This is a genomic window from Paraburkholderia sp. UCT2 (genome assembly GCF_014397665.1).
Classification (GTDB): Bacteria; Pseudomonadota; Gammaproteobacteria; order Burkholderiales; family Burkholderiaceae; genus Paraburkholderia; species Paraburkholderia tuberum.
Genome location: NZ_VZQO01000018.1, coordinates 94,123 through 113,133 on the forward strand (window position 1 = coordinate 94,123; position 19,011 = coordinate 113,133).

At 59.8% G+C, this 19,011-nt stretch carries 27 protein-coding genes, 1 tRNA gene and 2 pseudogenes; 16 read left to right on the forward strand and 14 right to left on the reverse strand.

Annotation, left to right across the window (positions count from 1 at the left end):
• Window positions 1-213 precede the first annotated feature (213 nt).
• The 4 genes and pseudogenes from F6X39_RS17115 to F6X39_RS17130 form a co-directional block, all read left to right on the forward strand.
• Window positions 214-504 (forward strand): type II toxin-antitoxin system RelE/ParE family toxin, encoded by a 291-nt coding sequence (locus tag F6X39_RS17115; RefSeq protein WP_316251697.1) that lies wholly within the window; start codon window positions 214-216, stop codon window positions 502-504.
• 15 nt (window positions 505-519) lie between these two features.
• Entirely contained in the window at window positions 520-828 is a 309-nt protein-coding gene (locus F6X39_RS17120; protein WP_187617472.1) for a HigA family addiction module antitoxin, read from the forward strand.
• The gene (locus tag F6X39_RS17125; protein ID WP_187617473.1) at window positions 821-1,000 is read left to right on the forward strand and encodes a hypothetical protein; all 180 of its coding nucleotides are present in this window, start codon (window positions 821-823) and stop codon (window positions 998-1,000) included. The genes F6X39_RS17120 and F6X39_RS17125 overlap by 8 nt, the downstream gene beginning before the upstream one ends.
• Window positions 997-1,149 (forward strand): annotated as a pseudogene (locus F6X39_RS17130) (DNA-binding protein); the annotation flags it as partial. The gene F6X39_RS17125 and the pseudogene F6X39_RS17130, both read left to right, overlap by 4 nt.
• Before the next feature lie 64 nt (window positions 1,150-1,213).
• Here the strand turns inward: F6X39_RS17130 and F6X39_RS17135 are convergent.
• The 5 genes from F6X39_RS17135 to F6X39_RS17155 all read right to left on the reverse strand — a co-directional run bounded on the left by F6X39_RS17135 (window position 1,214) and on the right by F6X39_RS17155 (window position 4,400).
• The gene (locus tag F6X39_RS17135) at window positions 1,214-2,044 is read right to left on the reverse strand and encodes a ParB/RepB/Spo0J family partition protein (RefSeq protein ID WP_187617475.1); all 831 of its coding nucleotides are present in this window, start codon (window positions 2,042-2,044) and stop codon (window positions 1,214-1,216) included.
• 194 nt (window positions 2,045-2,238) lie between these two features.
• Window positions 2,239-2,430, reverse strand: a complete 192-nt coding sequence (locus F6X39_RS17140) for a hypothetical protein (protein WP_187617476.1) — start codon at window positions 2,428-2,430, stop codon at window positions 2,239-2,241.
• Window positions 2,430-2,912, reverse strand: a complete 483-nt coding sequence (locus tag F6X39_RS17145) for a YmfL family putative regulatory protein (RefSeq protein WP_187617477.1) — start codon at window positions 2,910-2,912, stop codon at window positions 2,430-2,432. The genes F6X39_RS17140 and F6X39_RS17145 overlap by 1 nt, the downstream gene beginning before the upstream one ends.
• A 362-nt stretch (window positions 2,913-3,274) precedes the next feature.
• Entirely contained in the window at window positions 3,275-4,087 is an 813-nt protein-coding gene (locus tag F6X39_RS17150; RefSeq protein ID WP_187617478.1) for a hypothetical protein, read from the reverse strand.
• A gap of 1 nt (window position 4,088) precedes the next feature.
• Window positions 4,089-4,400, reverse strand: a complete 312-nt coding sequence (locus F6X39_RS17155; RefSeq protein ID WP_187617479.1) for a transcriptional regulator — start codon at window positions 4,398-4,400, stop codon at window positions 4,089-4,091.
• Window positions 4,401-4,470: 70 nt separating this feature from the next.
• On the opposite strand from F6X39_RS17155, the gene F6X39_RS17160 reads away from it, so the two are divergent.
• Window positions 4,471-4,872 carry a hypothetical protein gene (locus F6X39_RS17160; RefSeq protein WP_187617480.1) on the forward strand — a complete coding sequence of 134 codons (402 nt, stop codon included), beginning with the start codon at window positions 4,471-4,473 and terminating at the stop codon, window positions 4,870-4,872.
• Window positions 4,873-5,082: 210 nt separating this feature from the next.
• Here F6X39_RS17160 and F6X39_RS17165 read toward each other — a convergent pair whose 3' ends face one another.
• Window positions 5,083-6,069, reverse strand: coding sequence for a LysR family transcriptional regulator (locus F6X39_RS17165; protein WP_187617481.1), 987 nt, complete (start codon window positions 6,067-6,069; stop codon window positions 5,083-5,085).
• A 326-nt stretch (window positions 6,070-6,395) separates the two neighbouring features.
• Between F6X39_RS17165 and F6X39_RS17170 the strand changes: the two genes are divergently transcribed.
• From F6X39_RS17170 to F6X39_RS17205, 8 genes are all read left to right on the forward strand, one after another.
• Entirely contained in the window at window positions 6,396-6,644 is a 249-nt protein-coding gene (locus tag F6X39_RS17170) for a hypothetical protein (RefSeq protein ID WP_187617482.1), read from the forward strand.
• Between the two features lie 92 nt (window positions 6,645-6,736).
• Window positions 6,737-7,063, forward strand: a complete 327-nt coding sequence (locus F6X39_RS17175) for a hypothetical protein (protein ID WP_187617483.1) — start codon at window positions 6,737-6,739, stop codon at window positions 7,061-7,063.
• Complete coding sequence (locus F6X39_RS17180) at window positions 7,063-7,335, forward strand: hypothetical protein (RefSeq protein WP_187617520.1); 273 nt, start codon at window positions 7,063-7,065, stop codon at window positions 7,333-7,335. The genes F6X39_RS17175 and F6X39_RS17180 overlap by 1 nt, the downstream gene beginning before the upstream one ends.
• A 1-nt stretch (window position 7,336) precedes the next feature.
• Window positions 7,337-7,576: a hypothetical protein gene (locus F6X39_RS17185; protein WP_187617484.1), complete on the forward strand. Its 240-nt coding sequence runs from the start codon at window positions 7,337-7,339 to the stop codon at window positions 7,574-7,576.
• 362 nt (window positions 7,577-7,938) lie between these two features.
• Window positions 7,939-8,286, forward strand: a complete 348-nt coding sequence (locus tag F6X39_RS17190; protein ID WP_187617485.1) for a hypothetical protein — start codon at window positions 7,939-7,941, stop codon at window positions 8,284-8,286.
• Between the two features lie 34 nt (window positions 8,287-8,320).
• The gene (locus F6X39_RS17195) at window positions 8,321-9,181 is read left to right on the forward strand and encodes a DUF2303 family protein (RefSeq protein ID WP_187617486.1); all 861 of its coding nucleotides are present in this window, start codon (window positions 8,321-8,323) and stop codon (window positions 9,179-9,181) included.
• Between the two features lie 241 nt (window positions 9,182-9,422).
• A complete protein-coding gene (locus tag F6X39_RS17200; RefSeq protein WP_187617487.1) occupies window positions 9,423-10,895 on the forward strand; it encodes a hypothetical protein in 1,473 nt (490 codons plus the stop codon).
• Window positions 10,885-11,286: a hypothetical protein gene (locus tag F6X39_RS17205; RefSeq protein ID WP_222945237.1), complete on the forward strand. Its 402-nt coding sequence runs from the start codon at window positions 10,885-10,887 to the stop codon at window positions 11,284-11,286. The genes F6X39_RS17200 and F6X39_RS17205 overlap by 11 nt, the downstream gene beginning before the upstream one ends.
• 119 nt (window positions 11,287-11,405) lie before the next feature.
• Here the strand turns inward: F6X39_RS17205 and F6X39_RS17210 are convergent, their stop codons facing one another.
• Window positions 11,406-11,990 (reverse strand): DUF6680 family protein, encoded by a 585-nt coding sequence (locus tag F6X39_RS17210; RefSeq protein ID WP_187617488.1) that lies wholly within the window; start codon window positions 11,988-11,990, stop codon window positions 11,406-11,408.
• 35 nt (window positions 11,991-12,025) lie between these two features.
• Here F6X39_RS17210 and F6X39_RS17215 point away from each other — a divergent pair, with 35 nt between their 5' ends.
• On the forward strand, window positions 12,026-12,499 hold the full coding sequence (locus F6X39_RS17215) for an ASCH domain-containing protein (protein WP_187617489.1): 474 nt from the start codon (window positions 12,026-12,028) through the stop codon (window positions 12,497-12,499).
• Window positions 12,500-12,513: 14 nt separating this feature from the next.
• Here the strand turns inward: F6X39_RS17215 and F6X39_RS17220 are convergent, their stop codons facing one another.
• Complete coding sequence (locus F6X39_RS17220; protein WP_187617490.1) at window positions 12,514-12,738, reverse strand: hypothetical protein; 225 nt, start codon at window positions 12,736-12,738, stop codon at window positions 12,514-12,516.
• Window positions 12,739-12,756: 18 nt separating this feature from the next.
• The gene (locus F6X39_RS17225; RefSeq protein WP_187617491.1) at window positions 12,757-13,041 is read right to left on the reverse strand and encodes a hypothetical protein; all 285 of its coding nucleotides are present in this window, start codon (window positions 13,039-13,041) and stop codon (window positions 12,757-12,759) included.
• A 276-nt stretch (window positions 13,042-13,317) separates the two neighbouring features.
• Here F6X39_RS17225 and F6X39_RS17230 point away from each other — a divergent pair, with 276 nt between their 5' ends.
• On the forward strand, window positions 13,318-14,538 hold the full coding sequence (locus F6X39_RS17230) for a site-specific integrase (RefSeq protein WP_187617492.1): 1,221 nt from the start codon (window positions 13,318-13,320) through the stop codon (window positions 14,536-14,538).
• A 13-nt stretch (window positions 14,539-14,551) separates the two neighbouring features.
• Here the strand turns inward: F6X39_RS17230 and F6X39_RS17235 are convergent, their stop codons facing one another.
• The 3 genes from F6X39_RS17235 to F6X39_RS17245 all read right to left on the reverse strand — a co-directional run bounded on the left by F6X39_RS17235 (window position 14,552) and on the right by F6X39_RS17245 (window position 16,247).
• Window positions 14,552-15,091: a hypothetical protein gene (locus F6X39_RS17235; protein ID WP_187617493.1), complete on the reverse strand. Its 540-nt coding sequence runs from the start codon at window positions 15,089-15,091 to the stop codon at window positions 14,552-14,554.
• Entirely contained in the window at window positions 15,088-15,885 is a 798-nt protein-coding gene (locus F6X39_RS17240; RefSeq protein WP_187617494.1) for a hypothetical protein, read from the reverse strand. Before F6X39_RS17240 ends, F6X39_RS17235 begins: the two co-directional genes overlap by 4 nt.
• 275 nt (window positions 15,886-16,160) lie before the next feature.
• Window positions 16,161-16,247: transfer RNA gene (locus tag F6X39_RS17245), tRNA-Leu, on the reverse strand.
• A 230-nt stretch (window positions 16,248-16,477) separates the two neighbouring features.
• On the opposite strand from F6X39_RS17245, the gene F6X39_RS17250 reads away from it, so the two are divergent.
• Complete coding sequence (locus F6X39_RS17250) at window positions 16,478-17,314, forward strand: squalene/phytoene synthase family protein (protein ID WP_187617495.1); 837 nt, start codon at window positions 16,478-16,480, stop codon at window positions 17,312-17,314.
• Window positions 17,315-17,356: 42 nt separating this feature from the next.
• On the opposite strand, the pseudogene F6X39_RS37620 reads toward F6X39_RS17250, so the two are convergent.
• Together F6X39_RS37620 and F6X39_RS17270 are read right to left on the reverse strand one after the other, a co-directional pair.
• Window positions 17,357-18,164: pseudogene (locus tag F6X39_RS37620) on the reverse strand (DUF1501 domain-containing protein); the annotation flags it as partial.
• A 307-nt stretch (window positions 18,165-18,471) separates the two neighbouring features.
• Window positions 18,472-18,798: a hypothetical protein gene (locus F6X39_RS17270; RefSeq protein ID WP_184033443.1), complete on the reverse strand. Its 327-nt coding sequence runs from the start codon at window positions 18,796-18,798 to the stop codon at window positions 18,472-18,474.
• Window positions 18,799-19,011 lie beyond the last annotated feature (213 nt).

The following is a 19,011-nucleotide window of genomic DNA, read 5'->3' on the forward strand; positions in this document are numbered from 1 at the left end:
CGGGCGGACTTCTTTCCCTTGCGGGTCTTGTATCCGTCGCCCTCCCGGCCGTTGAACTGGCGCGGGCGCAAAAAAACCACGAACTGACGGGCGTGGAGGCCGCTCTGCATCGAAGTTTCTAGGCTCCTTGTCCGCAGAATAAGCCAGGTCGCCCTGGATTGCAAATTCGGTCATTGCCTCAATCGTTTGCCGTTTGCCGGTAAACGGTATAAAATGACTTCCATGATCCAAACGTTCCGATGCACAGACACCCAGGCGCTTTTTGAAGGCCGCCCCGTACCGCGCTTCGCGAACATCCGGACCGTGGCGGAACGCAAGCTCGCAATGCTGCATGCCGCTGTCACGCTGGATGCGTTGCGCTCGCCGCCGGGTAACCGGCTCGAAGCGCTGAAAGGCGATCGCGCCGGCCAACACAGCGTCCGCATCAACGACCAGTGGCGCATGTGCTTCACATGGACGGCGGATGGCCCTACCAGCATTGAAATCGTCGACTACCACTCCTAACGAAACGGAGTTCATATGATCAAGAACGGAATGCGCCCGGTGCATCCGGGCGAAGTTCTGCGCGAGGAATACCTCGTGCCCCTCGACATGAGCGCGAATGCTCTGGCGAACGCGCTGCACGTCACCGCAGGCCGCATCAATGACATCGTGCGCGAGCGTCGCGGCATTACTCCCGACAGCGCGATGCGGCTCGCGCGCTATTTCGGCGGCGACGCGCAGAGCTGGATGAACCTGCAGCTCATGTACGACATGAAGATTGCCGAGCGCGATATCGCAAAGAAGATCGAACACGAAGTCGAGCCGCGCGAACTGGCCCATGCGTGACGCCACTATCGCGTCGGAGTGGGTCGATCCGGACGACGCGCCCGAAATCACCGATGAATGGATCGAGCAGGCGGACCAGTACCAGGGCAACACACTGGTGCGGCGTGGTCGCGGCAGGCCGACCGGCTGCCAAAAACCGGCGACCACCGTCAGGTTTGAGGGCGGCGCATGAAGCATAAGATCAGCACCCGACCGTGGGTTTCGGCCGAACATCTGCGGACCGAACAGGACATTGCCGAATACCTCGAGGCCTGTGCTTTGGAAGGCGGTGATGATCCAGCCTTCATGGCGATCGCGCTCGATGTTGTCGCGCGAGCGCGCGCCACACTTTACCGTTGAGCTGAAGGCGGCCCGGCGAGAAGCGGGGACTGTCACGGGAATCATGTCAGGCGCCCGTAGAAGCCGACGCAGCGACGCCTGCATCGTCGAGGCCCAGCACCCACCGAAGCGCTGCGCCTCGCTCACCGGTCGCGGATTCCAGCTCCTTTTCGATCTTTGCGCGCGTCTTCATGCGCGGCTTGCCGTCGCCCATCACGGCCCGCTGTTTGCGCGAGCGTTCATGCCCATTTACGCCGTCGCCGGCCGCGATCAGCTCGGCAACCTTCGCTCGCTGTTCGTCGGGCGTCAGTTTCGTCAGTTGCTTCGCATGGGTGACGTTCACCTTCCCCGCTTCGACAGCATCCTGAACGGCAGCGCAGCATTCGAGCAGTTCGAGCGATGCGCGCACGGTCTGTGGCCCCACCCCGAACAGAATTCCGATATCTGCCTCGGAACGACCGAGCGACAGTTGCCGCGCCATCTTTTCGGCCCGCGTTATCGGGCTTTCCTGTTGCCGAATGGCGTTTTCGCTTGCCGTGGCGGCCGACAGCACAAGCGCGCGGTCACGCGCCGCCACCTTCCGCACGATCGCCGGCACGAGCTTCGGTTCCTCGCCCCGATCGCGCAAACGCCGGTTCGCTTCACGGCAGTTCTTTACGCGCTGTCGGCCCATGACGACCTCGACGGCACCCGTCTCGGGATTCTTGTTGACCTCGATCGCCTGCAGCACGCCTTGGTACATGATGTTGCGCACCATGTTCTCGTCGAGCGGCAAATACACGCGCGAGTCGAAAAGCGGATGCGCCGGATCTTCCACAAGCGTCAGCACCTCGGGATCGAAATAGAGGACGTTGCTTTTTCCGGCTGCGCCGTACGCATCTATACTGTTTTTCGCCATTCTCGTTGCTCTCAATCGGTTGACCAAAGGCCGCCGGAAGGTCGGTGTTGGCGAGGGTCTGCCTCGCTTCCGGCGGTGATCTCTGGCACTGCTCGCGTATGGGGGCCGTCACGGAAGCCGGGCGCAATCCCTCGCATTGCTACTGCGCGCGTCCCTTCCGCAAGCCGCGCGCGCCATGACTGACGACCTGCAAACTACACAGGCTCGCCCCCTCGGGTGTTTTCGAAAACCTCGGTACATCTCGCCACGTATTCCGACCACCCAAGTTCCCATTGGCGCGCGAAGCGCCGCAACGGCCCCTTCAGCGGGTTTTCGTGATACGGGATACCCACACGCGCCGCCATGGAGCCTGCCTTGCGCGCCGCCGCGTCGAACAGTTCGCGCATCACGCCTCCTTTGCCGATGCGAGTGCGATCGCTGTCGCCGCCGGCCGCCCATACACGCGATGGGTGAGCGCCGCCAGTTCCTCAACTGCCCGAACCACCCGATGCGCGTCCGACTGCAACACCTCAAATTCCGATTCGGTAACCTCGTCGTCGGCAGTGAACGTGTTGAAATCTCCCGACAGCCTGCCGAGCTCGATGTAGATCTCGTTCCACTTGCGCAGCACTGCGTCGCGATCGCCCACCTCGACGTCAGGCAGGCGGATGAACACCCCGCCGCTCAGGCGCGCAATTTCTTCGACGAGCAGCGTCGTGCCAGATATCTCCTGAATCAGCATCGCCGTGTCCAGATGCAGGCGCTGATCCTTCTTCTGATAGATACGGTTTTCGAGCGCGACCACCGACATGCCGCAGTAAGCAGCGACGGTTTCCCAGCCACCGCGGGCCGCGCCGATCATCGCCATGAATATCTGCCTTCCGATCATCTGCCAGACTCCATCCGTTTTCGCAACCACCGGAGCACATCGCCACCCGGTGGTTACAAATTGAACTCAGCACTCCTAAAATCGCGATGTCGCTACGATTTCGGTATGGACACACAACACATCGCCACACGACGGCACAGCAAAAAAGGCGTACCCACCGATATGGGAGAATTGATGACTCTGACCTCTTCAACCACCCATAAAGGGAGTACGCGTGACCTTCAAAACTGCTATCGAACAAGCTGCTCAAGCAAAGCAGCTTGCCGAGAAGAATCAGGACAAAACGCTCGAACACCTCGCCATATCAATCGGAAATCTCGCGCTTGCGCTGCAGGCAGAGACCGCTCGTCAACGAAAGGAACTCACGGACTATCTCGCGATGACGGAAGGACATCTGGAGTCGCTGACCGAAACTCTTCAGCGACTTCGTTAAGCCGCTTCTTTGCCGCGGCGTACGCGTTGATGACCGAAAGCGCCGCGGCGATTGGATCCATGTTGCTCCTGCCAGCGACATCGGCTGCTGTCCTGAATGCGGCTTCCAGCACCTCTCCATCAATCGTCGGCCTGCGCACCGTCATCACCTCCGACACGCTAACGTCAGCTTCCAAGGCGACATTGCCCATTTGCATTCCTGTGTTCATAACGCCAGTGGTGTCTCCCTGTTCGCCGGGAAAGAGTTTCGGAATCCCGATGGCCTTCATGCGCTTCATTTCGCGGGCGCGCTGCTCGAGCTGGTCTTCCCAGTTGTCGCCGTTCGTAGCGCAGACATCCGCCAGCGTCGCCTCAGCCTGTGATTCAAATCCCGCAGCCGCGCACCCGGTAACGGGATAAAAACCTGCCTCGTGAAGCCTCATCAACCAATCGAGGATCGGTGGCACAGTCTTCGGCGGCGCACCTCGGAAATCCGCCGGCACCCCGTCTGCGCCGAGCACCTCGCGCAGGGCGTATCTCGCCAGTTGCGGCCCGATGATGAGCGCCCGCTCAAGCACCAGCGCGCCGATGACGTGACCGTCACCAACGGCATCCGGTGCACCGGGGAGCGAGCCCGCGCGCCGAAGTGGGATCACGACGCGCGCGTCACTGATCGCTGGCAGGTCAACGCAAAGCTCCACCGATGTGTCCATGTGCATCACGCCACCCACATTCAGTGGCAGCGGTACTCGCGCAATGTTCATGTCAGGCCGCCTCCTTTGCTGGTGCGCGTTGCCCCGGTTCGCCTCTTACCGCCTCTCCGGCAGTAAGAGGTATGGGGGGAGATCCAGGGGCGCCGGCCAGTTCGGGCCAGAGTTTGTGCCAGTTGCTCGGCTTCAAATCCCATCGCATCACCATTCCGCTCGTTACCTGCTCGATGACGAAGCAACGTTCCTGGGAAATTGGAGATTGGCCGGCGGCCATCTGAGAGAGATAGGACTGCGAAATTCCTAGCGATTCAGCCAGCCTTTTCGCGGTGCCGCGCTTGCTGCCGGCGATGTATTCCTTGAGGTTCATGCGACCAGTTTAGTTTCAACTAAACCAATGGTCAAGTGATCACTAATTTAGAATTGACTAAACTTACGGTATGGATATCCAAGACGTTCGCCGCGCCAACCTGCTGAAGTGGACTGAAAGCCACTCCGTGCCCCCCAAAGAGAAGAGTTATTTCTCCCAGTTGCTGGGTGGAGCATCATTTGGCGAGCGCGCTGCACGACGTCTGGAACGCGATTATGGGATGGGTGAAGGCGTCCTCGACCGAACCTTAGATGACGAATCGGTAGACTCCGACGGGAAACTTGGCCCTGGGGCGTCACTATTGCTGAAGGTCGTTGAGGGGCGTGATGATACGGAGATCATGCGAATAGCACAGGCACTCCAAGTCCTTCTAGGCGCGTCAGCACTCTCTTCTGAAGCGGTCGATGATCATGCCGAAGTCGTCATCGCGCCGCCGCCGCGCCGACGTCGAAAACATGCAGCAAATGAGTAGGTCAGCCGCGCGAGCGGCTATTTTTACGGCAAATAGATAGTTATTATCTATTGAACGGTGATTTTTGAGATACAAGCTATATCGTTCATTGGTTAACCTGTTCGCGCCATTGCCACATCTGCCCCGCGCTGCTCGATGCTTCTTGTATGCATGTCGCCGGCCCGCGCACGGATCAGGCGCCGTAAGAAATTTGCAGCGGAGTTTGCCCTTCTAGATCAGTAACTCGACTGTATGCATCACCCGCCTGGTATCGGGATCGGACGAACTCATGCTGTCACGGATCGTGTCGATCAGACATTCGATAAAGCAGTTCGCGGCAGGACTCATAGTAACGTCGCTTCGCGTCAAGAGGCCGATCACCGTGTCGTTGACATGCTCTCGTATGGGCACCGCCCGAAGGTTGTCGCGGGCCGCGCTGACCTCAATCAGCGGCCACATGAAAGCGCCAACCATGTCCGTCTTCGGCAATAGTGCGAGGGAGAAGGTGAGCGAATGTCCAAAGTGGATGACTGCCGGCATAGGTAAGCCGTACTGCTCAAACATCCTGAACGGTATCTGGCCTTCAGACTCCGCATCCAATGCCATGAGCCATTCGAGATCAAGCAGATTCGCGAGTGAGCGACTGTCGGCACGCGGATGCCCTCGGCGAACCACGATCGCCATGCTTGAAGATACGAGCGGCCTGAAACTGATGTCCGGATTCTTTTCACCGGGCATTTCCCGTCCGATAGACAGTTCTATGCTGCCGTCACGCAAACCCGGATACACAAGCGCCGGCAGCCCTTCGAAGAACTCGAACCGGACATTTGGCATTCGCTCCCGAAAGCGCTCCACTGCTTCCGGAAGGAATGTCAACGTCACCCAAGGCGTCACAGCTATCGAAAAGATGTCTCGCCGCTCCCGATGGGTTGCATGGAGTGCCCGTTCCGCGCGGCTCGCCTCCGTAACGATACGGCGCGCGTATGGCACCAGAATCCGCCCCTGGTCGGTCAGCATTATGCCGCTCGACGTTCCCTGTATCAGCCGCGCATCAATATACGCCTCCAACTGATGAATACTCGAGCCGACCGTCGACTTGGGGGCATTGAGCATTTGTGCTCCATTGCGGATGCTGCCGGCGTCCGCAAGAGCGACCAGTACCTGCAGATGATGCAACCGCGCACTACCGAGCCTATCCACAAAAGCTAGGTCCGACATTTTGCCCTCCAATTTTCGTGCCTTGTTACAAAAGCGTCGTCATTTTGTGAACTGATTTCAACACGAAAACCCGGAGAAGGCCGCCGATATTGGCTTTGGGTGGTGTCCAGGTTTCCTGGACGCGTCCAGGTTTCCCGACCTTATGCGGGACCGTGGAAACCGGTACCGTACGGGCAGTTCAACAGAAGAGAAATTCAGCTCGAGCGCACAGCGCTAAAGCCGAAGCTGCGGGTTGCCGACATGCCGACTGGACCAGAAAGCGGAAAACAGCCGACGTTATACGACGCGACGAAAGAAGCGTTCGGCCCGTTTGTGTCTGAGCAGCTGTGAACGTCATTTCGTTCGCGCCGTATCTCGAAAGACGTCGCCAGTCCGGCGGCGGCGTTGCTCAGCAGGTGCCTCTGCCATCCAAGAATCGCCGCCCCCTTGGTCGCATCGTTATCGAATTCGGACACGATGAGCATCATCGCGTGTACCGAACCGGCCAGTATTGTGCGAATGACGCCTTGACGCGCTATGCACTCGTGGAAGCGCTCTCCTACTACGTCAAGCTCGACCCGGACTTGGCGGATTAAGCATCACCTAAACCGAAGTTTATTTATTACTTGACTATAAGTTTAGCATTCACTAACCTTCTCTCCATCGCCACCCAACCGATGGAGCAAGGATGCACCACCTTCCACCCTCTGCGCCGCTGGCATCGCACCCCGCGAAAAAAATCGTCGACGAACATCTGGCAGTCGTCCATTCGATCACCGTCGCCGACATCGCAGCGGCGCTCCAAGCACAACCCAAGGCGACGCAACAGCGCTGCTTAGTCGCATTGATCGACGGCGAACCGCTCGACGCGGGACTCGTGCTGCTGCACGCCTTTAACCAGGCAATCGAGGCCCGGGCGTTACGCGCTCGTGACGCAGCAACGACGACCGCGGAGCCGGAGTCAACCGAGGTCGCGCCGGATCACCGCACATTCATCATTGCGGGGGTGCAGTAATGTCCGTGCTCGCCAAAGACCTGCTTGTGCTGCGGGCGCTGCCGAAACCGCACGGCGCGCTGACCGAACATCTCAAACGCGAACGCGCTGCCGGGCTGATCGGCGAAGGCGTCGACGCCAAGCCAGAGGCTGCCCGCCCGCGGCGCGACGCAGCAGCTGAAGCCGACCAGTACGCACGCCGCACGACGAAGCGCCCGCTGCTCTGCTTCGCGTTCCTCGCTGCGTCGCCGGTCGTGGTTGAGCTGCTGTGCCGCCTCCTTGGAGCGCAGTGAGATGACCGCCATCATCGTGCTGGCCGCGTGGTTCGTGCTCTCGATCGTCGCCGCGGCCTTCTTCATATTGCTCCGCAGCGACCGGCTGGTGTATCGCCTCGACCGATGCGCGCGCCGCCATCGCTTCGCCACGGCTGTCATGACGATGTTGTTCCTGCTCGCGGTTACGGTCGGCAGCTACTGCATCAATGCCACGTCACCTGATGCCGGGCCTGCTTCAGTTCCCGGGCGAGGAGTCTGATCATGCACCGCCGCATTCCTGCCGCCAACATTCCCGTCAGCGCCGATGCGCTTTCGAGCGCGCTCGTTGCGATGGGTGGCGACAGTGACCCAAAACGTAATCCGTCGTGGCGTGTTGCGCTCGCCATCGCCAACTGTCGCAGGACCATTGATCCTGCTCCATGGGCACAGCCAGCGACCAGCCCTGAAACATTCAATATCCGTCAGCCGTGGCGCCCTCCGCGCTCATTGCGACTCGTCGCTGTCAGCGGAAAAGACCGCGCTGCCGGCGACACTGCCCCGTCCCCGTTGGCCGAAAGCTGATTCCTCCTGTAAGTAGGCCCTTTTTATTCCATGCAGCACCAGAAAAGAATAGGAGTCCAAATGTCTGCTGTCAGACCCATCACCGATGTTCTTCGCCAGATCGCCGGCGGAGCGCTACTCGATAACACAAGCGAGCAATTCGCCGACCTCGTGCGCTCGATCGACGAACACGGCGGCTCCGGCAAGCTCGTGCTCGAGCTCAACGTCAAGAAGGCAACCCGTGGTGGCGCCATGGTCATCACGCCGAAGATCACGACGAAGAAACCGGCCGACGCGCCGATCGAAGCGCTGTTCTTCGCGACGCCGGAGGGCAACCTGCTGGTCGACGATCCACGTCAGGAAAAGCTTGATCTGAAGCAGGTTCCGAGCGCTTCAGACGCCCCGCCGTCGACCCTCAAGACGGCATAACCCTTCCTTCACACGACAGGACATTTAAGAGAATATGGAAACCCTCAACGAATCCGACAACTTCGCCGAAACCCTCGCTCGCGAGATTAAAGAGCCGATCGAGATTGGATCCGTCCCCGATGCTGCGATCACCCGCATCGCGATGCCGCCGGGCTGGAATCTGCTCGAGAAGGACGACAGCAAGCGGCTACCGGCGCCACTGCGCAAGACGGCGACGATCCAGATGAACGACGTCGACTGCTATATCGACTACATCAAACGTCACGGTTCGCTGGTTGATTCGACGATCTGGTGCCGCGCCGACTACGCGGCCGGAAAGGTGGACTTCACCGCCATCCTGAATGACAACGGGGAAGACGCGTCAAAAGCTGCATGGCGCGACCACGTCGCGCGTTTCACGCCCCGCTTCAGTACGGAATGGAATCGATGGAGTGATTCGAGCGGCAAGTCGATGAGCCAACTCGACTTCGCGACGTTCATCGAGGAAAACCGGAAGGACATCGTTAGCCCCGACGGCTCCGGCATGCCCTCGGGCGCTGCCATGCTGGAAATGGCGCTCCAGTTCGAGGCGACGCAGGACATGCGCCTGAAGAGCCACATCCGCCTGCAGAACGGTGGCATCAGCATGTCATTCATCCAGGACGACGACTCCCAGACGATCGCCAAGATGGATGTTTTCTCGAAGTTCTGCATTGGCGTGCCCGTGTTCTGGAATGGCGACGCCTATCAGGTCGAGGCGCGTCTGAAATACCGTACGCGCGATCAGAAAGTCACGTTCTCGTTCGAGCTGGTGCGTGCCGACAAGGTACTCGAAGCTGCTTCGAACACGGTCATCGAAATGATCAAGGACAAGACCGGCAATCCGTTCTTCTTCGGCAATCCGTTCGCGCAGTAACGAACCGGCGGCTCGCCGGCTGCCGCAGAGACATTCCACGCCTCGAAAGCCGGTATCTCTTTCCAAATTGCGGGGGCATCAATCATGACAGCCCGAGAGTGGCACCTGTACTCGGCCAAGGTCTTGCTAACCGAACTTTCGACGCATCGGCGTGCAATCGACTGGCCTCATTCATGGTGGAACATTTTCGCGATGGCACAGGAAGCGCGCCGCCGTGCTGCCTCAATCAAGGCTTAAAGCAATGGATACGAATCAACCAATTGCGTGCCCGCTTTGTGGCACAGGTCTCTCGCAGGCCAGCGACGCCGGCTTTCACTATCACCCGCCAGCCGATTGCATTCTCAGCGGGTTCGAAGTTTCGTGCACCGACGTGCCGAGGTGGAATCGCCGCGCCGCTTTCGCTGCTACCAGTGCAGAGCCGGTGGCAGACGCTGATGCGAAATCCGAGACGCTCCAACGCGTCTACGACCTCGTCGGTATGGGCGCGCTGGCGCGCACGCCCGGCATCCTCATGACGAACCTCGAAAACATGCAGCGCCGTTCGCGCTGCCTGTCGGGCATCGAGAATCTTTTCACGTACCAGGTGCCCGACGAACACGACGAGCGGGAGGCCGCCGACGAGTGCGACCTCAACTGGGGGCAAGAGCGCGACCAGTACGTCGAGACGTTCAAAGCGGCGCTCCCGGCATTCATCGCGCGCCACCCGGAGTACGCCGCCCCTCTCCCTCGCTCTGCCGCGACTGTGAGCGACGAGCGGGAGGCGGAATACCGTGAGGGCACTGAGCATTCGCGAGTGCTTGCCGATCTTTCGGCCGGTGAATTCAAGCCTGTGTTTCTGGAACTGCAGAACTCTGTAGAGAACCACGAGCGCGCGAATGCGGCAATAACGGCTTGCGCGTTGATGATCAAGGGCATCTGCCTTACCAAGCCGAACGCGGAATGGGTCGGGCTGATCGAAGATCGGATTCGATACATGCTCGAAGCGCGCGCCGCATCCACGCAAGCCACGGCCGCCGATGAACTTGTGGGCGAAGTCGTGTTGTTCGGCGGCGATCTGAAAGCGGTTTTGTGGCGCAACGGCAAGATGCCAGCGCCGGGCACGAAGCTCTACGCCACCCCACCCCAGGATGGAGCGCAGATCAGGGATGCGTGGCGGCTAATCGAGACGGCGCCGAAGACCGGCAGCACCGTTCTGCTTGGCTATCTGAATATGGCAGGCAAGTGGCGCACGGTGCGGGGCCAATGGATGTCAGAGGCGTACATCGCTGAGTACTGGGAAGAACCCGACGACGTAGAGCCAGGTTGGTTCGAAACCTCGGAGGAAGCCGACAACGTTCCGAATTGCTGGCGCGTAGAACCGACGCACTGGATGCCGTTGCCTAAAGCACCCGGCGCCGATACTCATCTGGATGATCCCGATGACTCCGACCGTCTTTCCACGCTGCTATGCGAGATCCGCGCGGCTTGCGGAGATAACGGAGAGCGCGAGAGGGATGAGCTTGTGGGATTCATTGGCGAGGTTCGCAGGGATGCAGAGCGGTATCGAGCGTTCTTCGACTCCGGCCTACCGATCTGCTTTTGCGGTGTCGACTATTACGACAAGGCGAGTCTCGATGCTGCCATCGACGCCACCCCCAAAGGAACGCTCGTGAAGATCATTCCTCTGCCTGATCTTCCTAACCAAACCACAAAGGATGTTGATCATGAACCATGAAAACAAAGTGAAACGTTTGTTGCTCTCCGCTGTGCTCGTGTGTGGTGCGTCTGCATTGGCTGGCTGTAATGACGCCGATGTGGCATCGCAGAACCTGTCGAAAGCCGCTGACAACTTCCAGATCAATCGAAGGGTCGTGTTCTACAACGGCATCACCGGCGACTACATGCTGAGCATCGAGGGGCTATGCTCGCTCGGCAATGCCGACAAGGTGCGCGAAGTGTCAATCACCTGCAAGACCGGCCCGAAGAGCTATAAGAAGCACTTCTTGGGGCTGTCGGACAACGTGACGTATTTTGTTGAACAGGTCGATGGGGCGGACGTGAGTAGTTACCACTACAAGGTCATCTTCAAGCCGTCGGTGATCCTCCCTGACATCTCCATCAAGTAATAAGGACTGCCCATGACTGTCTACGTCGACGACATGCGAGCGTCCTTCGGCCGCATGGTTATGTGCACATGAAAATGACAACCCCCATGATTGAACTCGTTGCGACGTTTCCGCTGTTACTAGCCTTGCGCCTGTGGCCGTGGCTCAGCCGCGCCCTCAGCCGGAGCATTGACCGTGAATGGCGCGATCTTGATCGGTTCCTTGCCACTAAGTACGCCTGCTGCCCCGCGCAGGACAATCGCCTGCAATCCTTCAATGTCACCGTGTGCTTTCGGAGTGTATGCACCGCGCTTAAGTTGGACACGGTCGAAATCAAGGCGCCGCTCTTTCGCCATCGAAGCGAGCAGATTGATGAACAGTTCGTCTCGACTGGCATAAAAGGCGGCCCTTGCTGCGTCTTCGGCCGGATCTGGAATATTCAAATTATCGAGGTATTCACGCCAAGCATCGATTACAGCCTGCTCCGCCTTAGTCCGGCTTCGACGACCTCGAGTCTCGCTACCGTAAAAAGCAAGGTCAATCATGTTGAGAGATCGAACATGTTCGGGCGACAGACGTGCCTGACGGGTTGCCATCAACGAGAGAAGAATCTGGTGCTTTCGCGCGCCTCGCTCGCGTCCTCGCTCGATCCACTTCTGCGCCTGGACGGCAAGTATAGGTCCCATCAATGTCGCAAAGACGATCGCCAAGTCGCTCCAATTCATGTGCGCCCCCGTTTAGACCTCAGAGGAATCCTAGCATGAGAGCGATCTCCATCCGGCAACCTTGGTGTTGGCTGATTCTTCGCCCGGACCTCACTGGTCCTGCCCGCGCCGCCGCAATCGCCGCCGGGGTCCTGAAGGACATCGAAAACCGCAGCTGGTCGACGAGGATACGCGGGCGCGTGTTGATTCACGCTTCCAGAGGCATGACGCGCGCTGAGTACGAAGCAGCACAGGATCCCCTCTGGCCGGTCGGCGGCCCGACGATCGAACTGCCTCCGTTCGACCAGCTACAACGCGGCGGAATCGTCGGCGTCGCAACGATCGACGGATGCGTCACGCCCAACGATCGCACGTCACCGTGGCACGTCGAAGGCCAATACGGCTTTCATGTCGTGGAGTCGAAGCCGCTGCCTTTCGTTGCCTGCAAGGGAGCACTCAACTTTTTCGAAATCACGCCAGACCTTGCCGCGCAGTTGCGGCAAATGCACGACTTAGGGGCGATCGCGTGAACGCCAGACGCCTGTCAGTGCTGCCCGGCGTTCAGCAGCATCCATGTCTGCCGGCCGGCCGGGCCAGCGAGAATTCGTGCAAATACGCCGCCACATTGCAGGCAGGTGTAGTGCGCCTCTACTCGCGCGTCCTTCACAGCGCCCGCACCGTTGAGCGTCAGCGCTTCGTGTGGCTCGGCGGTGGCCGGCTGCCCATACAGGTCTGCGCAAGCGGTGCAGGGCTGAATCCACGTTTTCACCGACGAACGTCCATGCGGCTACCTCGCGGAAACATTTTGCAACTGAACAACGATTTCGCGCATACCGCGGTGCGTGCAAGGCCGGCCCGGCGCGACTCCGTCGATAAGTGCGTTCATCTGCGACTTCGACAACCCGGCCTGAAGGATCGCGGGGAAAAGCCTTTCCAAATGTCCTTGGTGCAGCGATTTCCTGCTCTTTTCATTGAAGCAAATCTGATTGAGCCCGTCGCGGTTCCGCTCGACGCGAAATCCGCGGTTCCTGGCTGCGTCAAGAACTGCTGTAACAAAGTCAGCTTTTTCCATAGGTCAGTGGCCCCTTTTAGAAAAATCCTAGCATGGCCCGCGCAGCGCAACGACTTTTTCAACCGATCGGCTCACGCCCAAAGCGGCGCGCTCCGAACGGACTGACGAGGGCACAATGGTACGCTTCGTGACCATCGCCAAGTTCTGCGAACTCACCGGGTACACCGCGGCGGCTGTCTACACGCGAAAATGCAAAGGCATCTGGCCAGAGGGCTCGGTCTGGCGGTACGAGCCAGGTACCAAAAAAATCGTTATGGATCTTGAGGCATACGACGAATGGGTAGAAAAGGGACAGGGGTCACAGTCGTTTCAGACTCCAGCTATGAAATCGCCTTCACCTACAAAGGTAAGCGCTGCCGGGAACGCGTCAAAGCGAAGCCCTGTCCTGCCAACACTCGAAAGCTGAGCCAGTTCGCCGCGGCGGTCCGTCACGCGATCGACAAGGGCGAGTTTGACTACGCGAAGACATTTCCGAATTCGAAACACGCCGCCGCCTTCGCCGAGCGACCCGGCGACGTGCTCACCGTCGAAAAATATTTCGACCAGTGGCTGACGCGGAAGCAATCCGAAATCAAGGCCTCGACCTACAAGGGCTATTACGGGATCGTCAATCGGTTTGTCATCCCGAAGTTCGGCAAACTTGCCCTGTCGGATCTGAAGCGGGCAGCCATCCGCGACTGGCTCGCGACCATCGACGAAAAGAAAGACGAGAAGGTCACCAACAAGCGCTTGTCCAACATCCAGAGTTGCATGCGATCTGCGCTCGGCGACGCGGTCGCTGACGAGATCATCGACGCAAGCCCACTGGCCGGATACACCTATTCACGCATTGAGCGCCCTGTCGCCGGCGAGCCAGACGACGAAGTAGATCCGTTCACATCAGACGAGCAGGCGGCGATCTTATCGAAGATGCGCGCCGGCGAGCGTAACCTGACCCAGTTCTTTCTGTGGACGGGTCTGCGAACATCAGAAGCGATCGAGCTCAACTGGTCCGACATCGACTTCATCGGCGGCTATGTGCGCGTGCGACGAGCGCTGACGCGCGAAGCCAAGGGCGTGGCCGAGTTGCCAAAGACCACGGCGGGGCGCCGTGACGTAAAGTTGCTCGGGCCGGCGCGCACCGCCCTGCTCGCGCAGAAAGAACTGACGTTCATGGCCGAGTTGGACGGCCCGGTGTTCGTCAACCCGACGACCCGCAAGCGGTTCACCGGTTCACACCAGTTCTGGCGGGTCTGGCAGACCGCCTTGAAGCACGCCGGCATCCGGTATCGACGGCCGTATCAGACCCGCCACACCTACGCATCGATGATGCTTTCAGCCGGCGAACATCCGATGTGGGTTGCGAAACAGATGGGACACGCTGATTGGACGATGATCGCCCGCGTGTATGGCCGCTGGATGCCGTCTGCCGACGAGTCGGCGGGCAACCGAGCGGTTGAGAAGTTCGCGGTCGGCACTACCGGGTTGTCGGATCGCGCGAAGCGTCAGACTGGATAACCCGCGCGCGGCTTTACTGCTTCACGACTTTGAGGCCACCCCGGGCTGCCGGCTGCGGTTGAGTCGGTGTCGATGATGGCGGCTGAGGGGGCGGCACCGTGATTGGGCCAGCGCTCGAATTCAAGAACTTCGGCAGAGGGGTGCCAACGGTCTGACCGAGCAAAACGTTCGGGACATTCTTTGCCGTCGTCATACTGCCTTGAGCTTCGCGCCGCGTGACGGCCTTCCCCGGCTCATAATCTGCATCGATGCGGGCCGCGTGCAGGTTTTCGAGCATTAAGCCCAACTTGAACGACTGCTTGTTACGGGCATCTGTCTTCGGAACTGTCGGATTTTTCAATCCCGTATACAACCTGTGATGCATTCCAGGCGGAGTATTGGCCGGAATGGTCCCGGGATACGCTGCCTTTGCCAAGGAATCGGCGAATGCCTGCCCGTCGTGATAGACAGCATAATATGCACGCGAACAAGTCGCGCGCCAATCTGCTTCCGTACTGCCGGTATCGAAAATTCGTTGGGCTGTCGCCAGCAAGTCAGTCGACGTGACGCTCATACGCGAGTTTCTTGTGATTTTGAGTCTTTATAAACTGCACCAGCAAACGGAGCCGGTTCGTCCGCGTCATAGACCACAATCAGGCCATTGGGAACTGGCACTTCCTCGTCGTACAGTCTATCGAGGAATTGGTCGTATAACCAAATAGCCTGATCCGGGTCGACCGCCAACCTATAACGCAGGGTAACCTTACCGGAGGTTTCCGAAGCATCGACATCCACGTGACCTAAGTGCAACAGTCCGTGCTCTCGAATGACAGCTCCTGAAACGTCCAAAACTCTGGCGATTTCTTCGTCTTTCGTGCCGTAACTCTCAAGTATAGAACCCGCGAGCAATAACTTATCTGCTGCAATTCCGTCTAAATTGGAGAGGTGCATGGATTTGGCTTGGTTGATAAAACCAGCAATCGTCCCAATTGCTCCAGCTGCTAAGCCACCTGGAACGCTAACCGTGAACTGCCCCGTCGTTGGAGAACCAACAATCTTGAACAGGGTGAGTGCCTCAGTCGCAAACCCCAAGTTCACGAGAACGCAAAATCGGTGGAACCCGGGATTAAGCTCGCTATCTTTAATCTCAGTCAATTTGCGAACCGCTGCGGCCGCGTCGCCGCACTGCATGTGCCAGAGGCCACGCAACAGCAAAGCCTGCTGATCCGAGGCCTCTCGAAGCTTGGCGATACGATCCGACAGGCTCACAGCCGCAGCCGAGTCAGGAGAAAAAAACTTCCCCCGCTCTTGCAACTCGTGCAATTCCTTGAGCAGGTCAGCGAATGTCGTTTGTGCCTTAATGATCATCTGTAACGCGGAACTCCATCGAAACTACCGCTCTTGACCCTGACTGCAATGCAACGACATCTCTGCTTACGGCAGCGTAGCCTATGATCTTGAACAAATATGTGCGGTGGCGCAAGCACATCAACAGATTGTTTATGTCGCCACGTTACACCATCCGATTCCACCCTGCAGCAAAGCCTGTCAAATTTGCTGGCAAATCGGATGGAATCGGAGCAAAAACAGGCTAGATTTTTACCGGCTTGAAAGTGATATTTCTATAGATATCAAGCACTTAATGGTGCGAGGGAGGGGACTCGAACCCCTACACCCTTGCGGGCGTCAGGACCTAAACCTGGTGCGTCTACCAATTTCGCCACCCTCGCAGCCGGGTACGCCGCAATGCGTCGCGCCCGATTGTCCTGTGCACTCCCAAGCGCGCTGAACACGTGCCCGAAAGCGTAAGCGCGAGATTCTAACCGATTGATTCGCGCTTGTCTGCACCCGGCGGTATCTGCGCGCGCGACGCCGATGCTACAATTTTCGGCTCGTCGAGACGGGCGCCGCGACGGACGTCGGCACCCTTCTCGCCAGTCCTTCCCCACACTCCCATCCCGTGAATTTCGACGACTATTGCCAGCAGAAAGCGGCGCCCCCAGGATCGAGCACCTACTATGCGCTTCGCCAGGCGCGCGCCGCCAGTCAGCCGCTGTTGACGGCGCTCTTCGCATTGCGTCGCGAGTTCGAGGAAACGGTCAAGGAGACGAGCGATCCGGCGGTCGGCCGCACGAAGCTCGCGTGGTGGCAGAAAGAAATTGCCGCGCTGGCCGCCGGCTCGCCGTCGCATCCGGTGTCCAAGGCACTCGCGGCCTATCTGCCCGACGCGCAGGCCGAATCTCCGGCTCTGCAGGAACTGCTCGCGGGCTTCGAGATGGATCTCGACCAGGCACGCTATCTCGACTATCCGAACCTGCGGCGCTATGTGCATGGTGTCGGCGGCAATTTTGCGTCGCTGGTGTCGCGCGCGGCTGCAACCGGATCGGCCGACGATGCCGCGCATGCGTCGGCGTGGGCCGCTCCGCTCGGCGAGGCGCTGATGCTCGCGCAGTTCGTCGCCGAAACCGGCAACGATGCCCGGCACGGCCGCATCTACGTTCCGATCGACGAGATGCAACGCTACAACGTCACCGCCGCCGATCTGATCAACCGCAAATACACCGACGCTTTCACCGAGCTGATGCGGTTCGAAACGAATCGCGCGCGCGACGCGGTGCAGACCGCGCTCGCCGCGGTGCCCGCCAGCGCGCGGCGCGCGCAGCGCACGCTGCTCGCGCTCGCGGCGCTCGCGTTGGCGTTGCTCGATGAAATCGAGCGCGACGGTTATCACGTGCTGCATCAACGCATCGCGTTGACGCCGATCCGCAAGCTATGGATCACGTGGCGCGCGAAGTAGCCTGAGCGCCGGGCGCGTCGATTCGCGCCCAGCGCCCAGCGCTCACGCCCGCAGCAACGGCAGCGGCTCGAACCGCTGCTGCAAAGTCGCAGGCGCGTCCAACCCCCACCAGGGCCCGAGCACCGTCGCATAAAGCTGGCGAAAATCCACGCCGACCGGCAGGTTGCCATTCCCCTCGAGCCGCGCAAGCATCGGCGGCACGCCAAACAAACCGCCCTGCACGCGACCGCCCGTCACGAAGTCCGGCGCCACCGTGCCGTGATCGGTGCCGTTGCGCTGGTTCTCGCGCGGACGGCGCCCGAATTCCGCGTACGTCATCACGAGCGTATCGTTCCACCGGCCCAACTCGACGAGCGCGGCCTGCATCGCCACCATCCCTTCCGCGAACTGTTTGAGCAACTCGGCCTGTTGTCCCGGCTGGTTCTGGTGCGTATCGAAACCGTTCAGCGTTAGCCGGATCACGGCCACGCCCTGCCCGCTCAACGGCTGCTCCAGTGGCGCGCGTCCGGCGCCAGCTATCTTCAGCGTGTCCGAAGCGGCCAGCACCTGCATTGCCGTTTCACGCCCTGAGTCAGTCCGTCAAGCTTTTAGAAGGGGGAAGCATGAGGTTTGCAAGAAGGGGCGAGCCTCGCTTCCTCAATGCGTTTAGATAGACGCTTTCGTCGTATCGTGTCCCAGTCTGCCGGCTGCGCCAGAGCGGCATCAGCGGCTCCAACGCGGGATGCAGCGCGGTGCGCTCGTCGAGCTGGATCATCTGTTCGCGTTTGATGCCGATATTTTTGCGCAGCACGAGGTACGCAGGATCGGCGAACGGGATCACGGTGTTCAAACCGTCGTTGCCGCCTTTCAGCGTTGAACTGTTGATCCAGGACGCGCCGCCCGGCCATCCTTTGACGTTCGGCGGGTAGAACAGGATGTCGCCGAGCGCGCGTAGCGTCACCTCGATGTCATAACCGCTCGCGCGAAACTGCAGGGCGATCGGCTCGACGCGTGCCGGGTCCGGCGTGTCGGAGATGTGACGCTGATCCGGCGTCCATGCGTTGCGCTCGGCGCGCGTTGGGATCGGCTCGAATACAGTCGAGAGGTCGCGATATCGCTTCGCGGCGCGCGCTCGTGAGCGCAACGAGATTTTTCACGCGGCAATGCGCGCGCTGGGACTAACGCTTGTACAACTCGCGCACGGCGTCTTCGATGTGCTGACGCAACAGCCGACGCTCCTCGGGCGTCATATGCCCGTCGCGGCGACGTTGATCGAGATCGGGGGGAACCGCGGTGCGCAGCATCGCGTCAGAGGCAGGGCGATCGATGCTCTGGTTGTGGCGGCTGGTTCTGCCATTGCCCGAGCGGGGCGCATGCTCGCTCGCCGCTCTATCCGCGGACGGCTGCGCATGAGCGAGCGTCGGGCCCAGTGTGCCTGCCAGCGTACCGGCAACCGCCAGTGCAATCACGCTCAGGCGCACGTTTGGCCAAACCCCTCCCTTCATGTTGTTCCCTTCGTGGCGCGGCAACCGGCTACCTCAGATGCGTATACAAACCCCGGTAACAGCCGGGTGCGAGAGTTTTGTCGAGTGAAGTATCCACCGAACAGCCGCATTCAGTAAAGCAGTCTAAACGCGCATACTTTACGTCGCGCCACACCGCGGGTAAATTTTGTAACCGACTGTAACCCCAGAAATGGTGTAACCGCGCACCACTTT

Bases quoted from the DNA above. Each gene is read 5' to 3' on its own strand.
- F6X39_RS17235 (WP_187617493.1), bottom strand. From the start codon at position 15,091: ATGAGCGTCACGTCGACTGACTTGCTGGCGACAGCCCAACGAATTTTC.
- F6X39_RS17180 (WP_187617520.1), top strand. From the start codon at position 7,063: ATGTCCGTGCTCGCCAAAGACCTGCTTGTGCTGCGGGCGCTGCCGAAA.
- F6X39_RS17115 (WP_316251697.1), top strand. From the start codon at position 214: ATGACTTCCATGATCCAAACGTTCCGATGCACAGACACCCAGGCGCTT.
- F6X39_RS17160 (WP_187617480.1), top strand. From the start codon at position 4,471: ATGGATATCCAAGACGTTCGCCGCGCCAACCTGCTGAAGTGGACTGAA.
- F6X39_RS17120 (WP_187617472.1), top strand. From the start codon at position 520: ATGATCAAGAACGGAATGCGCCCGGTGCATCCGGGCGAAGTTCTGCGC.
- F6X39_RS17140 (WP_187617476.1), bottom strand. From the start codon at position 2,430: ATGCGCGAACTGTTCGACGCGGCGGCGCGCAAGGCAGGCTCCATGGCG.
- F6X39_RS17195 (WP_187617486.1), top strand. From the start codon at position 8,321: ATGGAAACCCTCAACGAATCCGACAACTTCGCCGAAACCCTCGCTCGC.
- F6X39_RS17175 (WP_187617483.1), top strand. From the start codon at position 6,737: ATGCACCACCTTCCACCCTCTGCGCCGCTGGCATCGCACCCCGCGAAA.
- F6X39_RS17135 (WP_187617475.1), bottom strand. From the start codon at position 2,044: ATGGCGAAAAACAGTATAGATGCGTACGGCGCAGCCGGAAAAAGCAAC.
- F6X39_RS17225 (WP_187617491.1), bottom strand. From the start codon at position 13,041: ATGGAAAAAGCTGACTTTGTTACAGCAGTTCTTGACGCAGCCAGGAAC.
- F6X39_RS17240 (WP_187617494.1), bottom strand. From the start codon at position 15,885: ATGATCATTAAGGCACAAACGACATTCGCTGACCTGCTCAAGGAATTG.
- F6X39_RS17210 (WP_187617488.1), bottom strand. From the start codon at position 11,990: ATGAATTGGAGCGACTTGGCGATCGTCTTTGCGACATTGATGGGACCT.
- F6X39_RS17185 (WP_187617484.1), top strand. From the start codon at position 7,337: ATGACCGCCATCATCGTGCTGGCCGCGTGGTTCGTGCTCTCGATCGTC.
- F6X39_RS17125 (WP_187617473.1), top strand. From the start codon at position 821: ATGCGTGACGCCACTATCGCGTCGGAGTGGGTCGATCCGGACGACGCG.
- F6X39_RS17190 (WP_187617485.1), top strand. From the start codon at position 7,939: ATGTCTGCTGTCAGACCCATCACCGATGTTCTTCGCCAGATCGCCGGC.
- F6X39_RS17230 (WP_187617492.1), top strand. From the start codon at position 13,318: ATGGGTAGAAAAGGGACAGGGGTCACAGTCGTTTCAGACTCCAGCTAT.
- F6X39_RS17205 (WP_222945237.1), top strand. From the start codon at position 10,885: ATGAACCATGAAAACAAAGTGAAACGTTTGTTGCTCTCCGCTGTGCTC.
- F6X39_RS17155 (WP_187617479.1), bottom strand. From the start codon at position 4,400: ATGAACCTCAAGGAATACATCGCCGGCAGCAAGCGCGGCACCGCGAAA.
- F6X39_RS17150 (WP_187617478.1), bottom strand. From the start codon at position 4,087: ATGAACATTGCGCGAGTACCGCTGCCACTGAATGTGGGTGGCGTGATG.
- F6X39_RS17165 (WP_187617481.1), bottom strand. From the start codon at position 6,069: ATGTCGGACCTAGCTTTTGTGGATAGGCTCGGTAGTGCGCGGTTGCAT.
- F6X39_RS17215 (WP_187617489.1), top strand. From the start codon at position 12,026: ATGAGAGCGATCTCCATCCGGCAACCTTGGTGTTGGCTGATTCTTCGC.
- F6X39_RS17270 (WP_184033443.1), bottom strand. From the start codon at position 18,798: ATGAAGGGAGGGGTTTGGCCAAACGTGCGCCTGAGCGTGATTGCACTG.
- F6X39_RS17200 (WP_187617487.1), top strand. From the start codon at position 9,423: ATGGATACGAATCAACCAATTGCGTGCCCGCTTTGTGGCACAGGTCTC.
- F6X39_RS17145 (WP_187617477.1), bottom strand. From the start codon at position 2,912: ATGATCGGAAGGCAGATATTCATGGCGATGATCGGCGCGGCCCGCGGT.